Below are 14,976 nucleotides of genomic sequence, written 5' to 3' on the forward strand. Positions count from 1 at the left end.
GTTCTCGTGCGACTGGCGAATCCGACGCACGAGCATCACGGCTCGGCGAAGGAGGCCCTGTCCGCCCTGGCGAAGTCCAGCGCCGTCGTGTGTCTCGTGCCGCAGACGTGCTACGAATATTACGCGGTCGTCACCCGCCCGTCCGAGAACAACGACCTTGGAATGACCCCGGCCGCCGCCTCGGAGGCGGTGGACCGGATGATTCGGCGGTTTCGGTTTCTACGCGACGAGCGGGGCGTGTTCGACGCCTGGGCGGAACTGGTCGAGGCGCACGCAGTGCGAGGTAAGGCGTCCCACGACGCCCGGATGGCAGCCGCGGCCGTTCGGCACGGGGTGGCGCACGTACTCACCTTTAACGGGTCCGACTTCGAGCGGTACGACAAGCTGGCGGTCCTCCATCCCGACGATGCACCGGCGTTCGCACGGAGACACTGAACGTCGACGACAGCCGCGAGAGCATCGACCCGGCGGAGCGGCACATGACGCCCCGCCCGGTGTGGCGGGCGGCGACGGCAGCGGTGACCGGGACGTCGGATTCTACGGGCCCGGGGCGGCCGAAGTCGCCTTCAAGCGAACTGGTGAGTTTCCGCATGAACTGAGCGAGGAGCTTGGCGTCGCCCGGCCCGGGGCGTCCGTGTTCGCCGGGCAGACGCCCTCGCCGCCGCCGCCGCCGGGGCCGGCGTCAGAACTCGTCGCTGTAGTTCGGCACGACGACGGTCGAACGCCTGACGCCGGCGGCGTCGACCGTCGCGGCGTCGACGGCACCCGTCGGCGAAGCCGCCGCGGGCGGCCAGACGTCGAGGGCGATCCGCAGTTCGTCCGTCTCCAGCGTGCTGCGGGCCGCGGCGCCGCGGGGGGCGAAGACGAACTGCACCGTGCCGTCCGGCCGCACCGCCTTCGTCACGTCCGCCGGCGTCGACTCGAACGCGTCGCCGAACGTCACCCCCGGTCGGGCCCGCAGCGCCTGCTGGGCGGGCGTCGGCCGCCAGCCGGCGCCGACTCGCGCGCCCGACGCGGCGCCCTCTTCCGCCTGCGGCTCCAACGCCGGCGGCGGACCGTCGGACGTCAATTCCGCCTCCAGACGGTCGCCGGGCACGACGGTCCACCCCGTCAGCCGCCACCGCACGCCCCCGGCTTCGACCGGCGGCGGGTCGCCGACGCCCTCCGCCGCCCGATCGTCGGCTCCCAGTACGCCCGCCGGCGCGTTCCCTTCGGAAGCGACCGGGTCCAGCGGCCAGAAGGCGGTCACCCGGCAGTCGGCCGGGGCGTCCGCGGGCCAGTTCGGAACCGTGAGCAGCCAGGTCGGATCGGCGACGCCGACGACCGGCTCCGCCCGCACGACCTGAACCGGGCGAAACGCCCCGCTGCCCGGCTCCGGCCGTTCCACCTCGAAGACCACCCGTTCGGGCCAATCGGGAACGGCGTCGGTCGGGGCGGAGAGGGCGACCGTCAGCGTCGCCGGGCCGGTTCCGGTCGGCCGGGGGAAGCGTTCGACCCGCAATGTGATCGGCACGGCGCCGTCGGCTCCGCGGACCGGCGGCGGGGCGGCGGCGTGCACCGGCCGCGTGTTCGGGGCGACGGTCAGCCGCCCCCCCGCCCCGACCCGCAGGTCGACCGCCTGCCCGGCGGACAGGGCGAAGGCGCGGGTTTCCGGCCGCACGCCCGCGTCCGGGTCGGCGTCGGCGGGCACGGCGACTTCGTACCGCCCGGGGGGGAGGCCGTCCGCGGTCGCGTCCATCGCCAACACCTGCCGGTCGTCGGCGAGGGACTCGCCGTCGAGCGGTTCCAACGCCCAGCGGGCGGAGCGGGAGGCCCGCTCCAGCGCCCGGGCCAGCCCCGGGGCGTCGTCCGCCCGGGCGAAGGTGAAGCCGACGCTCTCGAACTCCGCCAGCGCGTCGCGGACCTGGCTGTTCACGCGGAAGCCCACCACGACCACCCCCACCCCGGCCCGGGCGGCCTGGGCGGCGACCTGTCGGACTTTCGTGCGATACCGCCGCTGGGCCGGCGAGCCGTCCGCGTATTCCGGCGCGACGGAGAGCCCGTCCCGGCTGGCGATGGAGCTGTCCACGCCGTCGGTCACGGCCACGACGGTGCCGCCGCGGCCGACCGCGTCGATCGCCTGCCCGATCGCCGCCAGCAGCGGCGTGCGACCGCCGGGGGCGGAGCCGTCGATCGCGGCGACCAGCGCCCGGGCCTGGGCGTCGTCCGGCCGCTTCAGCGGCGCGGGGGGCACGGGCAGTTCGATCCGCTCCGAGCCGCGGGTTTCGTTGGCGAACCGCATCAGGCCGACCCGGCGGGGGCGATCGTCCTCGGCCAGCCCGCCGATCACGCCGCCGGCCGCCGCCGGGTCCTCCCGCTCCTCCGGCCCGCGGAGGGCCAGCCGGGCGAGCGCCATCCGGGTCCGGCCGCCGCCGACGAGTTCCTCCATGCTGCCGGAGCAGTCCAGGACGAACAGCAGGTCGCGTCCGCCGTCCGCGGCGACCGTGACCGAGCCGACCGGCGGATCGACCGCCGCCAGCGCCCGCACGATCGCCGTCGGCGGGCACGGGTCGACGGGCACGACCGTCGCCGGCGCCCGGCCGCGGAAGAACGCCCGGGCCGTCAGCCCCACCGGCCGGCAGTCCGCGGAGCGGTCCGCGTCGGCGTCGCGGGCCAGCGCGATCGTCACCGCCGGGGGGTCGTTGGCGGGGAGCCCCGTCCGATCCGCCGTCGCCGGCCGCACCGGCCGGTCCGCCGCCGGCTCCTCCAGCCAGGCCGCCGCCGTCCCCCGCGGCCGGGCGGCGCCGTCCGGGTCGCCGGTCCAGCGGGGTTCCAGCGCCACCGCCGCCCCCGCGGGATCGCTCGCCCCGGCGACCGTCAGTTGCAGGGCGGCCCGCGCCGCGACGAACTCCCGGTCCGGCGCCGCCCACGCCGCGTCGGTGGGCGCCGCTGCGGCGTCCGCGGGGGCCAGGGCGTCGGCGGCGTCGAGCAGGGCGAAGGTCTGCGCGCCGAACCAGGCGGGCGAGGCCGCGGCGGCGTCGGCCGCATCGGCGTAGGCGTCGGCGGTCAGCCGGGCGGCTTCGAACCGGCACAGCCCCGCCAAAGCCCGCCGCCGTGCGTCGCGGATCGGCTCGCGGTCGGCCATCGCGGTGTCGCGAGCCTGCATCAGCAGGGCGTAGGCGTCCGAACCGTGCACCGCCCGGCCGAACTCATCGTTCGGCGGCGGCCCGGCGGCGTTCGCCGCCGCGGAGATTGGGCGAGCGGCGGCGTCCGCGAGCCGCGCCCACCGCTGCCGGACCGCGCCCCCGAAGGCGCCCGCATCCCAGTTCCCGCCGTCCGTCCCGTCGCCGCCGCGGAGCGCCAGCCAGACGGGGGATGCCGCGTCGGGCTCGCCCTGACCGCGTGCGGCGTCGGGAGATTCCAGCGTGGCGGCCTCCGCGAGGAACACGGCCCGCCAGCGAGGATCGAGCGGTTCGAGCCCGGGCGGCTCCCCCGCCCCGGCGTTCGCATCGTCGGCGTACGGAGCGTCGGCGTCCGCATCGTCGGCGCCGGGGGGGGCGGCGTTCGCCAAGCGGACCGCCCAGCGGGTGCGGAGGGCGCGATCGGCGGCGTTGAGGCGGCGCAGAACCAGCGCCGTCGTCTCCGCCGGCAACAGGGTGTTGGCCGCGGCCGCGGCGAGTTCGTGCCGAGTCGTCCGCCAGTCCTCCTCGCTCGTCGGCGCCCGCCCGGCGGCGTCCGCGGCGGCGGCGGTCAGGGCGGCTTCGAAGGCGTCCAACCGTTCGACCGCCTGCCGGGCGGCCGTCGCGACGCCGGTCAGATCCGGCGGCAATCCCGCCGCGGCGGGGTCGAACGGCGCCGTACGCAACGTGTCCCGCAGCTCCGCCCGGAGGCGAAACAACCCGACGAGCCGGGCGGTCGGGTCTTCGTCGGCGAGCGCCTCGGCGGCCGTGGGCCGGCCGGGGCCGAGGTGGGCCCGCACCAACCGCGCGCCGTCCGCCGCGGAGGCCGGCCCGCGTCGCACCGCCCAGGCGGCCAGCGGGGGCAGATCGGCGGCGAACCGATCGAGCGCGGCCTCGACCGTTTCGTAGTCCGCCGCGAACTGGGCGAGCGCCGCGTAGCGGTCGGCGGCCGCCGTCAGCCGGTCGCCGGCGGCGGGGGCGCCGGCGAACAGGCCGTCCTCCCCCTCGCGGCGGAGGGCGTCCGCCGCGGCGAGGGCGCCCGGGGCGACGGCGGTCGTCAGGGGTCCGGCGGCCTCGTCGGCGGCGGTTCGAACGGTCACCGCCCGTTCGAACAGCCCCGCCGCGGCGCCGCCGGCCGGCAACGCCGCCGACCACCCGGCCAACGTCTCCGCCGCGGCGGAACGCGACGCCCCGCTCGTCCCGCCCGGCGACGCCGGGGCGGCCAACCGCAGCCGTGCGTCCAGCAGCGCCGCGGCGTCCGCGGGGAGCTTCGGAAAACCGCGGCGGGCGCGGGCCGAGGCGTCGTCTTCCAACGCCGCCAACAGGGCGTTGCCTTCCTCGAGGAACCGCCGGGCCGTCTCGGGATCGCCCGCGGCCCGGAACGCCTCCGCCCGCAACAGCCGATCGTGCAGTGCCGCCCAGTGCCGGGGCGCGTCCCGCCAGGGGCCGCGATCCGCCTCGCGCAACGTATCGCGGCGGCGGCGGGCGGCGACGAGTTCCTCCGTCAGATCGGTCACGACGGGGTCGGTATCCGGAACCGGCGTCGCTCCCACGCCCGCGATCGCCCGGCCGCGGAGTTCCTGCGGCAGCGCCTCGGCGGGGGCGGCGGAGTCCGCGGAAGATTCAGCGACTCCCCCGCCGACCGCCAACCGCGGCCGCTGCGTTTCGCCCCGGTGGAACCGCGTCCAATCGGCGGTGCGGCGGACGACGAAGTTCACGAACTCGCCCACGGTCACGCGGCGATTCCCGTCCCCGCCCTCAGCGACGGCGTCCGCCTCGCCGGCCAACGCCCGGGCCGCGGCCTGGGCGAACGCGGTCCGCGTCCCGCCGGGGCCGGCCCCGCCGCGGCTGCGCTGGCCGACGTCGGCGGCGAACAGCACGACGACGTTCTTCCCCGCGGGCCCGGCCTGCTCCAAGGCCTCGCGGGCGGCGTCGATCAGCCCCGGCGGCAGGCCCTCGTGCGTCACGCCGGCCCGCAGGTCGACCGCGGGCGAGGCCGGATCGAGCAGCAGAATCCGCACCGACGCCGGCTCCTCCGCGGCGGCGGCGACGTAAGACCTCACCACGGCGGCGGGGTCGGGGCCGTCCGCCAGCGACCAGCGGATCATCCAGACGACGGCGTCGGAGCGGCCGGCGGCCGGGAGCGCCGTCGGGGCGGAGGGCGCCCGCAGCAGGTCGGCGGCGACGTCCGCTTCGCCCGTCAGGGCGGCGAAGGCGGTGATCCGCGCCCCGTCGGACCCGGTCAGTTCCCCGAGCGGGGATTCGGCGGCGGGCATCGCCGTCGGCAGGGCGTCGCCCGGCGGGAGGATGCGGACGGTGCGAATCGCGGTCGTGACCGGCCAGAGCCACCACAGCAGCGCCGCCAGCCCGACCAGACAGGCCAACGCCGCGATCGTCACGACGGCCCGCAGCAGCCAGGGGCCGGAGGTCGCCCCGTCCGTCGTCGCCGCCCGCTTCCAGCCGCGTCCCTGCGGTCGGAACTCCGCCGGACGGGCCGGCGCCGCCGAGGGCGCCGCGGCCCCGAACGACGCCTGCCCGTCCGGCGGACCGCCGGGCGGCGGGGCCGGGGCGCCGGGCGTCGGCGGGGCGGGCGGTGGCGGGGGGGACGAGCCGCCGGTCTTCCAATTGCCAGACGCCATGGCGGTGCGGAGTCGAAGGGGAGGAAAGCGAACGAGTCGCTGGGACGGACGGCCTAGCGGATCAGGCTCAACCCGGAGAGCCCCGCCACGACCAGCAACACAACGGCCAACGCCAGCAGCAGATACGCGGCGACGGTGCGACGACGGTCCGCCGCGAGGCGGCCGGGCCGCCAGGCGACCCAGTCCTGCACGTCCTCCAGGCGGCGGAGCAGGCCGGCCACGAAGGCCGTGCCCTCCTCGGTCCCGCCGGTGCCGCAGCAGTAGACGCCGGCCAACCGCGGCATGCCGCCGTGCAGCCCGGCGCCCGCGGCGGTCTGTAACTGACCGGAGAAGTTGCGGCCCCGGCGTCGCACCTCCGTGGCCAACTGCACGAGCTGCCCGTTGCGGTCGGCGGTCGGATCAAGCGGACCGGAGGGCAGCCCCTCGGCGAGGGCCCGATCAATCCAACCGTCGAACCACCCGCACAGTTTGCCGGCGGCCCATTGGACGGTGCGCTCGTCGACGGCCCGGCCGGAGGGAAACCGCGTGCCGGCCCGGCCGAGGGCGAACCCGGGCGCCATCCGCTCGCCCCGGGCGACGAGTTCGGAGGCGCCGCGGAGCCGGTCCAGCCCGGTGAAGGTCACGCAGGCGGGGAACGTCAGTCCCCAGACCGCCGCCGCCGCGGACAGGTCGTCCGCCAGCGCCCGGGGCAGGCTCGAGGCGCCCTCCGCAGCGGCCGACCCGAGGCCCGTCGGGTTCGACCAGGCCAGCGGGATCGCGAGCAGCGCCCCGTTCGCCGGGCAGAGTTCGCCCCGCTCCCGGGCGATGCGCTCGCACAGGTATTCAGTCCGCCGCAGCGCCGCGACGCGGCCGGGTTCGTCCAACAACCGGACCGCGGGCGGCGGGAGGGGGGGCGGCGGCGGCGGGACGCGCAGCGCCGGCGCCCGCGGCGACGGAGCCGCCGACGGGAACCCGGCCGACTCCGCGCCGGGGGCGATCGTGGCTCCGTACTCGTCGTCGTCCTGGCCGCCCGGCGCCACGGTTTGGCCGAGATCCTCGTGGTCGTCGGCCCCGCCGGCGCCCAACCCGCCCCCGCCCCGGGGGGGCGGGACGACCGGAACGCCGTCGCCGGGGGCGATGGTCGCGGCGGCGGCGGAGTCCGCCCCGCCGCCGGCGGAGCCCCCGAAGGCGGAGGAGGCCGGGGCGGGCTTCAGATCCCGCTGGGCGGCCGCGGCGCCGACGTTGCTACAGGAGACGTACACCCCGTCCGGGTCCGCATAGACCCGCAGGGCGGCGGAGGTCTTCGTGGGGGGCGGCGAGACGACCTGCCACTCCCGGGCCGCGGCGGCGAAGAACCGGGTCTCCTCCGCCCGCCCCAGACCGATCACCAGGAACAGCGGGGCCTCCCGCAGGCTCAGGCCGACGCGATCCAGTTCCCCCAGGGCCTCCTCCCAGTCGGCGCGGATGTCGGCGAACTCCGCGTCGTCGCCGGCGAGGAACAGCCGCACCGCCCAGATCGCCAGCCGCACCGCCCCGTAGGCCAGCAGAAAGGCCCACGCGCAGAAGGTGCGGGCGAGAAAGCCGTCCGGTTCCAACAGCGGCCCGACCCGCGGCAGCGATTCCGGCCGCACCATCGCGGGGCTGAACCATCCCAACAACAGCGCCACGAGCAGCACGACCGCCACCTGCACCGCCACGTACACGCCCGGGGAGAGCGCCGCCGGGCGGGACACGCCGGCCAACGCCGACGCCCACGTTCTCAGGGTCGATCCGAGCTCCGCCGCTAGGGCGAGCCCACGATGAAGCCAATTCAATACACCGTCTCAGGTAAGAGCCGAACCTTGGGAAGCTGACGCCCGCGCCGGACCGGACCGGAGGCGGGGCGCCCCGGGCCGGGCAGGAAGACCTTCGCAGCGAAGTCTAACGAATTCGCCCTCCTCGCCGAAGTTATCACGCCGGCTCCTAATTCGCGCTGATTCCTCGTCGGGTTAGGTCGCCTGGCGGTCCGGCCACGGTTTGTCCGTCGGGGGCGGTCGGCCGTCACCCGGCTTGCCCGTCAGCGGCGGGTTCCTCGTACTTCACGTCGGCGGCCGCCTTCTCCTCCTCCTTGACGGTCGCTTTAGCGGCCCCGCTCCGCTGCAGGCGGTCGTTGAAGCGGAGCACCTCGCGGATCTTCACCTCGTACTCGCCGGGGGGCAGTTCCTCGAACAGCGCCTCGCCGGTGCGGGCGTTGACGCGTTTCTCCGCGTCGTCCGGACCGGTCAGGGTCACGATCGTCTCCCGAGTGCCGCTGCCGACCGCGGGGAACGTGACGACCATCGACCCCTTCGGCTCGGAGCCCGGCGGGGGCGGGAGCAGGGCGACGACGGCCTGCGTCTCGGCGGTGCGGCCGACGGCGTCGGTCGCGGTCAGGCGGACGGTCAGCGGCGCCGCGCCCATCGTCAGCGTCGCCGTGCCGGAGGCCTCGGGCGCTCCGCCGGCGCCGTCCGCGGCGTTCACCGTCGCGGCGGCGGCGCCCTCGGGGGTCGCGGTCAGGCGGACGTCGCGGAGCCCGGCGGCGGCGTCGGCGGCCTCCAGCCGCACTTGGAACGACTCGCCGGCGGCGACGGCGTCGGGAACCGACAACCGCGTCGTCGGCGGGCCCGCGTCCACGGCCAGGGCCATCTCGCCCGCGGCCTCGCCGGCCTCGTACCGCAGCGTGAACCGGCCGGACGCCGGCAGCGGCAGCACGACTTCCCACGGTTCGAACCCGGTCGCCACCGACCAGACCCCGCCGGCGACCGTGGCTTCCGCCCGCCGCCAGACCGGCGCCGCGACGATCCGCCGGACCGGCGGCGTGAACGCCGCCCCGGGACGGTCCAGCCCGAGCCGCAGCGCCACGGGGGCCTCCGGCGTCCAGGCGCCATCGGCGTCGCGGCGCCACCGGGCCCGCTTGGCGATCCCGGGCGGCGGGGGAAAGCGGAAGGCCAGCGTCGCCGGGCCGGGCGTGCGGCGGATCAGCACGTCGTCCCCCGCCCACAGGCCCGCCGGCGCCGCGGATTCGGGCGAGTTGGAAGCCGCGATCACGGTCGGCTCGGCGGCCCCGCCGGTCACGATCGGCGACGCGGCGTCCTCTGCCGTCGGCAGCGGGGCGAGGACCGGGCGGGGGCGATAGCCGGAGGTCGTCGGCACGCGGACCAACCCGGCGCCGTCGCCGGACAGTTCCCAGCGGGCGGCCGTCAAACCGCCGGCGACCGTCAGTTCGACCCACAGCGGCGGCCCCGTCAGACCGTCGCCCCGCGGCCCGCGCCCGAGGGCTTGCAGCGAGGCGGCCCGCAGTTCGGCGACGTCGAAGTCCGCCTGCAACCGCACCGCGGCCCCGCCGGCGGCGGGGCCGTCGCCGCCGGGCGCGAACGTGCCGGTCAGGTTCCACTGCGACCCGCCCCGGCAGGCCGCCAGCCGCGGATCGAGCGTCAACGCGATCGGCGTCGGCCCGCCCGCGTCTTCGATTCCCTCCGCGGAGGCCCCGGCCGCCGGATTCACGGCGACCGTCAGCCGCCGCACGGCGCCGCCCAGATCGGTCCATTCCTGCGTCGCGTCGAGCCGGTCCGTGGGGTCCTCCAACCGCGGCACCGTGAGCAGCGAGACGATGCGTTCCCCCCCCGCCGGCGGGACGATGCGGAACTCGAACAGCAGCCCGCCGGCGATCTCCGCCGGGGCGGCGGCGTCGGCGGTCGGCAGCGGGGTCAGCAACAGGTCCCCGCGGCGCGCGGCGGCGACCGGGGCGTCCTCGGCGACGGGGGCGCCGTCGCCGGAGGCGGGACGAGAGAGGGCGAACTCCTGCGGGGGGAGCCAGTCGACCCAGCGGCCGCTGGCGCGGGCGTCGTCGATCATCCAGCGGCGCACGGCGACGGTGGCGGAGGCGACCCGATCCGCGGCGTCGGCGGGGTGTTGCAGGACGGGCCGCACGCGGACCGGGTCCGCGGCGGTCCGCGGGGCCGGCAGCCGCAGCGTGGCCGGGCCGTCGGGACGTCCCGCCGGCAGGAACTGCACGCTCCAGCCGGAGGCGTCGAACGCCGGCGCCACCCGCCCCGCCCGCACCGCCAACGGCTGCCCGGCGGCGGACAGTTCCGCCACCGCGATCGGCCCCAGCGGCGCCGGGTCGCCCGCGGGCAACGGCCCGGCGGGGGTGACGAGTTCCGTACCCGCGTCCCCCGTCCCGCGACCGGCGATCCCCGCCGCCGCGACGACCGCCGCCGCCGGGGCGGAGGTCCCCGCCGTCGCCAGCGTGGCGAACGCGTCCACCGCGGGCGTCGTCGGCACGTCCGCGGGCGGGGCGAGGGGGAACGCGGCGTAGACCGCCGGCGGCCCCGTCGGCAGGACGGCGGGGGCGACGCGGCCCGACCAGAACGCCAGCCAGCTCCCCGGCTGCCACCGCGGCGGGGCGGACGGCGGGGGCACTTCGCCCGGCCCCCGCGGGGTGCCGGCGATCTCACGCAGATCGAGACGGGGCAGCGGCCCGGCGGCGGAGAGCGGCGTCGGGACCGACAGCAGCGCGTCCGCCGCCTCCGGAGGACCGATCCGGGCCAGCGTCGCGACGGTCGCCCGTTGGAATCCGGCCAGCGCCCGTCCCCAGGAAGCCTGCGTTTCCCCCGTGGCCGTCCGCAGGCGGTTCAGCGCCGCCTCGTGCCGCGCCCAGGCCGCCGCCCCGTCGTTCCGGCTCCCGGCGCTGCGGACGGCGTCCGCGGCGGCCTCGGCAAGTTCGATCAGAGCCGCATCGATGGCCGTCGCGCCGGCGAGGGCGTCGGCCAGATCGGCGTCGGGGCCGGCGGGATCGGCGGGCACGGGCGACTGGCCGTCGACGGCGCGCTCCGCGGTCCGCACCTGCGTCCGCCACCGCGTGAGGAACGGCCCGTCGGCGGCGATCTCCGCCCGCAGCGCCTCGGCCCGTTCGGCGGCGTCGGCCGCGGCGCCGGTTTCCAGCGTGTCTAAGGCCCGTTCGGCCCCGTCCAGATGCGGGGCGGCGCCGGGCAGCGCCGCGAACGCCGCCGGTTCGTCGACCCGCAGCCAGGCCTCCGCGGTCGCCAGCTCCTCGCCGGCCCAGTTCAGGAGCGGCGCGACGGCGGCGGCCGCGTCCGGGCGGGCGGCGGCCTGCTCCCAGCGCACCGTGAGATCGACGACGCGTTCCACCGCGGCGCCCCGGGCCGGCGTCGGCGTCGTCCCCGCGGCCGGCGTCAGCCGGGCCCGACGGGCACTCGCCAACGACGGCGCCGTCTCGCCGGCGGCGCCGGCCGGAGCGGGGGCCGGCGCCGGGGCGGCGGCTGGCGTGGAGGGAGAAGGAGCTTCGAGGCGGTCGAAGGCCGCCGCGGCCCGGGTCGCCGCCCGCTCCGCGGATTCGACCTGCCCGGCCCGCCGACGGCGTTCGGCCGCCAGCAGCCACTCGCGGCCGGATTTCCAGGATTCGGGATCGCGGCGGTGCGGAGCGGTCGCGCGAAGACGTTCATGCCGGGTCCACAGCGCCCGGAGCGTCGTCTCCGCGGCGAGCGAACGGTCCTGATTCATCGCCGTGCCGAGGTCCGCGGCCGTAGGGGTCCCCCGGGCGTTGCGGAGCTTCAAGTTCGGCTCGCCCACCAGTTGGACCGTCTGCGGGACGCCCCGCTGCGCCCGCGAACGGGCCGAGACCCGCTCCGCGACGGCGGCGGTCAGTTCGCCGACGGTGAGGGAGGTTGGCAGGAACCGGGCGACCGCTTCGGCGAACAGGGAGCCGCCCCCCTCCTCCGCCCCCGACCCTTCCCCGGGGCCGGACGCGGCCAGCAGGACGGCGAACGAATCGGGCAACCGACCCGCGGCCCGCAGGTCCGCGACGGCCCGGCCGAGGTCCGCTGCGTAACCCGATCCGCCGCGACCGGGCGCCGCGGGGCTCGGCGGGGGGCCGGCTTCCAGCAGCACGACGGCGCGCCGCCCGGCGGCGGCCTGGGCCAGGCGCAACAAGAGATCCGTCGCCCCCACCGACTCCCCGCCCGGCAAACGGAAGCCGGGCTCCCCGTCGGCGGTGCGTTCGGGCAGCAGCGCGACGTAAATCACCGCCGTGCCCTCGCCGGCGGCCAGTTCGTCCAACTGCTCCCGGGTCCGGGCCGCCGGGCCGCCGGCCAATCCGACCAACGCCGCTTCATTCCACAGAGCCCCGGAGGCGGAGGCCGAGAATCCCGCGGCGGCCAGCCGCAACACGTCCGTCGGCTGCACGACGACGGGCGAGTCGGTCCCTTCGGGCGCGTCGGGCGAACCCGCCGCCGCCGACCCCGCGGCCGGCCCTGCGACCGGAGCGGCGGGCGCCGGCGCGGCGGCGGGGGCCGCGGCGGTCCCGGACGGGAGCGGCAGGAAGGTCTGATCCGCCGCGGGCGGCAGCGACGGGGCGTCGGTCTCCTCGGTCCCGTAGTCCGCCCAGGTCAGGGCGTGCAGCGTCGGGCCGGACTCCTGCGCCCACAGCCACCAGAGCAATCCCGCCAACCCGATCAGCAGGAAGCCGGCGGCGGCGGCGACCGCCAGAAAGGCCCGCCGCTGGCGGGTCCGTTCGTTCTCCAGCAGCGGCCGGCCGGCGGTCTCCGGGACGCTCCGACCGTCGGTCGCTTTCCAACTCGGAGCGGGGGTGGACATTGATGCGGGGCCGGGGCGAAGGGAATCGATGCAGACATCGACGGCCCGGGGAGCCGGCGAACGCGGGATTCCGCCGGCCGGCGGGCGCCGGAGAGGGATCCGACGCGACGGGAACGGCGGCGCCGGTTGACCGGGACCTGGGACGAGGATTGTAAGGCCGCACGGGCCCCTCGGGGCCGAAGCCTCGCCCCCGGCGGATCGAGGACCCTTCACTCCCGAACGAACGCTGGCAGCGGTCGATCCGGTTTTACGGGAGGAACCGACCTTGACGAGTCGATAGGCGATTGGGGCGTGACCGCGTCTCCGCGGCCCGGCCCCAATCGAAAACAATCCACAATGCCGGCCGTCACCGCCCCCGCCAGGAATTCGCCCGCCCGGCGCCCCGCGTCGGCGGCGGCGGTCCGTGCAGAAACGACGGGGCCGCGGTCGGCGGTCCGGCTGCTGGCGAGCGGACTGCTCGCCGGCGGGCTGCTGGCGAGCGGGCCGCTGCCGACGGCGTCGGCCCAGGTGCCGATCCCGCCGCCGCCGGCCTACGAGCCGCCCCAGCTCACGCCCAGCCTGCTGGACTTCCTCACCGGCCGGCCGATCGCCAACCAGATGAAGCTGGCGACGACGCCGGAGCTATTGAAGCCGGAATTCGTCTTCGCCCCGCCCGACTCCCCCAAGGCGTTGGCCGCGAAGGTCAAGGCACTGGAACTGGACGTCCCGAACCGCATCGCCGCGGCGAATTATCTCGGCACCCTGGACTGCGTGCAGTTTCCGGAGGCGAAACAGCAGCTCCTGCAAATGGCGCTGGAGGACCCCTTCGAGGAGGTCCGCTACGCCGCGGTGATGAACCTGCAGGCGATGCTGGCCCGCGGCCTCGACAACCCGGACCGGGCCGGCGGCTTCCGCATCGACGACGCCGGCGCCTGCCAGTGCCAGAGCTGCAAGAAGGCGACGAAGGAACGCGAGGCGGCCGTCGATAAGATTTTGAAGGAGACGAAGCAGTTCAAACACAAGGCGGAGCTGGCGGCCCTGAAGCCGGAGACCGTCCCGGACGTGTTCTGCAAGACGATCCCGGGACTCGTGCACCTGCCGATCAATAAGGCGAAGGAGTGCTGCGCGGATCTCAAAGCCAAGTTGCATCACGAGCCGCCGCCGGAGGCGATCCGGAGCGACTTCTGCCTGGGCTGCTGCGACGAGGCGACGCTGAACGGCCTGGCCGCGATCGCCCACGATCAGGGGGAAACGAGTCCCTGCGCAATCGAGCCGAGCGCCCGCGTCCGGGAGGCGGCCGCCCAGGCGATGCTGCTGTGCGGCTGCTATAAGCGGCCCGGCTTCGCCTATCCCTGCCCGGAGCAGCCCCTGCCGGCCCCCGCCCCGATTCCGCTGGGCGAAGGCGACCCGCTGCCCCCGGGCGAGGGCGACGGCTTCGGCGAGGGGGACGGCCTCGACGACGGCGTGCTCCGGCTGGAGATCGTGCCGCGTGCGGACGCCCCCGCCGCCCCCGAGGTCGACGTGGAGATCGACCTGAACCTCGAACTCAACGACGGCCCCCCCGCGGGCGACGGCAGTTTCGAGCTGGACGAACTGGAGATTCAGATCCTGCCGGAGACGGGCGCCGGCGGGGGGGAACTCTCTCCCGGTCGGCCGGATCGCGGGCTCCGCCGGGCGCTGCCGCTCAGCCGGCCCAGCGGGCCGCCGACGCTGCCGGCTCCGCTGCCGAAACTGCTGGACGAGACCGCGAGCCGTCGGCCCCTGCCGGAACCGTCGCTCCGACCGCACGGCGCCCCCCCGCCCGCCCCCGTGCCGCTGTTCCCGGACGCCGCGGACCCGGACGCCGCCCTCACCGCCCCCCTGTTCCCGCAGGCCCTCGTCGCCCAGGCCCCGGCCCCCCGGGTTCCGGTCCCCGACGCCGTCTCCCCGGTCGTCCTGCTCGCCGACGCGTCGCCCGCCGCCGTCCGGGACCCGGCTGTCCGGGACCGGGCCTCCCTGCCCGCCGCCTTCGCACCGGTCGCTGAGCCCGCGTTCGAGCCCACGTTCGAGCCCGCGTTCGTCTCCGGCGCCGCCCCGACGCTGATGTGGGCGATCGTGGACGACCGTGAGCCTGCCGTCTCCCCGGCGCCCGCCGCCGCCCCGGCGCCCGTCATCGCTCTGGCCTCTGCGGAGCGGCCCGCCGCCCCGGCGGCGGCGCCGTTGCGGGGCCTGCGGGGGATGTGCGTGGTCGAGTTGGCCCGCCAGTCGCTCGTCCCCGCCGATCCGCAGTTCCAGGCGGTGCACCTGGGGCGGACGTATCACTTCCGCTCCGCCGAGAACCGCGAGGCCTTCCTCGCCGATCCGGAGGCCTTCGCCCCGGCGTTCCGCGGGTTCGACCCCGTGGCGTACGCCGAGCGCGGCGAGGTCGTGGAGGGAACCGTGCTGCGGCGATTCGAGGGCCGGTTCCTCCTGTTCGAACGCCCCGAGCACTGGACGCGGTTCTGCGCCGACCCGGATCGCTACCGCGGCGACTGAGGCTCGGCCTCCGATCGTCCGGCGACCCCTGCGTCCCGCGAGCGACCCGAGGTCGCGTTCGCTCCGTCAGAGCC

5 protein-coding genes (1 of these 5 running past the window's edge) are annotated in these 14,976 nt (G+C 76.8%); 2 read left to right on the forward strand and 3 right to left on the reverse strand.

What is annotated here, in order from left to right; genetic code table 11:
• Positions 1–435, forward strand: partial view of a type II toxin-antitoxin system VapC family toxin gene (locus tag CA12_RS01550; protein ID WP_165700493.1) — the 3' portion only. The gene continues 27 nt to the left of window position 1, outside the view; 435 of the gene's 462 nt are visible here — the last part of the coding sequence; the start codon falls outside the window, past its left edge; the stop codon is at positions 433–435.
• 247 nt (positions 436–682) lie between these two features.
• Here the strand turns inward: CA12_RS01550 and CA12_RS01555 are convergent, their stop codons facing one another.
• From CA12_RS01555 to CA12_RS01565, 3 genes are all read right to left on the reverse strand, one after another.
• Positions 683–5,797, reverse strand: a complete 5,115-nt coding sequence (locus CA12_RS01555) for a vWA domain-containing protein (protein WP_145356921.1) — start codon at positions 5,795–5,797, stop codon at positions 683–685.
• Between the two features lie 53 nt (positions 5,798–5,850).
• Positions 5,851–7,509, reverse strand: coding sequence for a hypothetical protein (locus tag CA12_RS01560; RefSeq protein WP_145356923.1), 1,659 nt, complete (start codon positions 7,507–7,509; stop codon positions 5,851–5,853).
• Between the two features lie 307 nt (positions 7,510–7,816).
• A complete protein-coding gene (locus CA12_RS01565; RefSeq protein ID WP_145356925.1) occupies positions 7,817–12,409 on the reverse strand; it encodes a hypothetical protein in 4,593 nt (1,530 codons plus the stop codon).
• Between the two features lie 336 nt (positions 12,410–12,745).
• Between CA12_RS01565 and CA12_RS01570 the strand changes: the two genes are divergently transcribed.
• Entirely contained in the window at positions 12,746–14,902 is a 2,157-nt protein-coding gene (locus CA12_RS01570; RefSeq protein WP_145356927.1) for a hypothetical protein, read from the forward strand.
• Positions 14,903–14,976 lie beyond the last annotated feature (74 nt).

This window comes from Alienimonas californiensis, from assembly GCF_007743815.1.
In the GTDB taxonomy this organism is placed as follows: Bacteria; Planctomycetota; Planctomycetia; order Planctomycetales; family Planctomycetaceae; genus Alienimonas; species Alienimonas californiensis.